Genomic DNA, 673 nt, shown 5'->3' with positions numbered 1-673 from the left:
GCTCACCATTTGCGGGTGTGGCGGAATTGGCAGACGCGCTAGACTTAGGATCTAGTGTCTTCGGACGTGGGGGTTCAAGTCCCTTCACCCGCATCATTTTTAATTTGCTAAGCGCGGAAGTAGTTCAGTGGTAGAACACCACCTTGCCAAGGTGGGGGTCGCGGGTTCGAATCCCGTCTTCCGCTCCAAGCCCTTGCCGGGGTGGCGGAACTGGCAGACGCACAGGACTTAAAATCCTGCGGTAGGTGACTACCGTACCGGTTCGATTCCGGTCCTCGGCACCATATGCGCCCGTAGCTCAATTGGATAGAGTACTTGACTACGAATCAAGCGGTTAGAGGTTCGACTCCTCTCGGGCGCGCCATTATATCGGGAAGTAGCTCAGCTTGGTAGAGCACTTGGTTTGGGACCAAGGGGTCGCAGGTTCGAATCCTGTCTTCCCGACCATTACATTTTAAACGGGGCCTTAGCTCAGCTGGGAGAGCGCCTGCCTTGCACGCAGGAGGTCAGCGGTTCGATCCCGCTAGGCTCCACCATTTTTATTTAAAAAAGAGTTGACATTAAAAACTCTGTGTGTTATATTAATAAAGTCGCCAATTTGAAAAGCGACTAACAAATTTGCTCTTTGAAAACTGAACAAAACAACCAATATGTCAAGAAAGAAAACGACGTT

Annotated in this window: 6 tRNA genes; all 6 read left to right on the top strand. The window is 50.7% G+C overall.

The annotated features are described in order from the left end of the window. Positions 1-11: 11 nt before the first annotated feature. Positions 12-93: transfer RNA gene (locus tag MN204_RS20310), tRNA-Leu, on the top strand. Positions 94-113: 20 nt separating this feature from the next. Further along, positions 114-188 (top strand) — tRNA-Gly (locus tag MN204_RS20305). A gap of 7 nt (positions 189-195) precedes the next feature. After that, positions 196-284: transfer RNA gene (locus MN204_RS20300), tRNA-Leu, on the top strand. A 3-nt stretch (positions 285-287) separates the two neighbouring features. Beyond that, positions 288-364 (top strand) — tRNA-Arg (locus MN204_RS20295). 6 nt (positions 365-370) lie between these two features. Further along, a tRNA-Pro gene (locus MN204_RS20290) sits at positions 371-447 on the top strand. A 13-nt stretch (positions 448-460) separates the two neighbouring features. Continuing rightward, positions 461-536 (top strand) — tRNA-Ala (locus tag MN204_RS20285). Positions 537-673: the final 137 nt, after the last annotated feature.

It is taken from the genome of Oceanobacillus saliphilus, from assembly GCF_023522835.1.
In the GTDB taxonomy this organism is placed as follows: domain Bacteria; phylum Bacillota; class Bacilli; order Bacillales; family Amphibacillaceae; genus Oceanobacillus; species Oceanobacillus saliphilus.
Note: the sequence above shows the minus strand (reverse complement) of the source record. Positions and strands in the feature narration are given on the sequence as shown.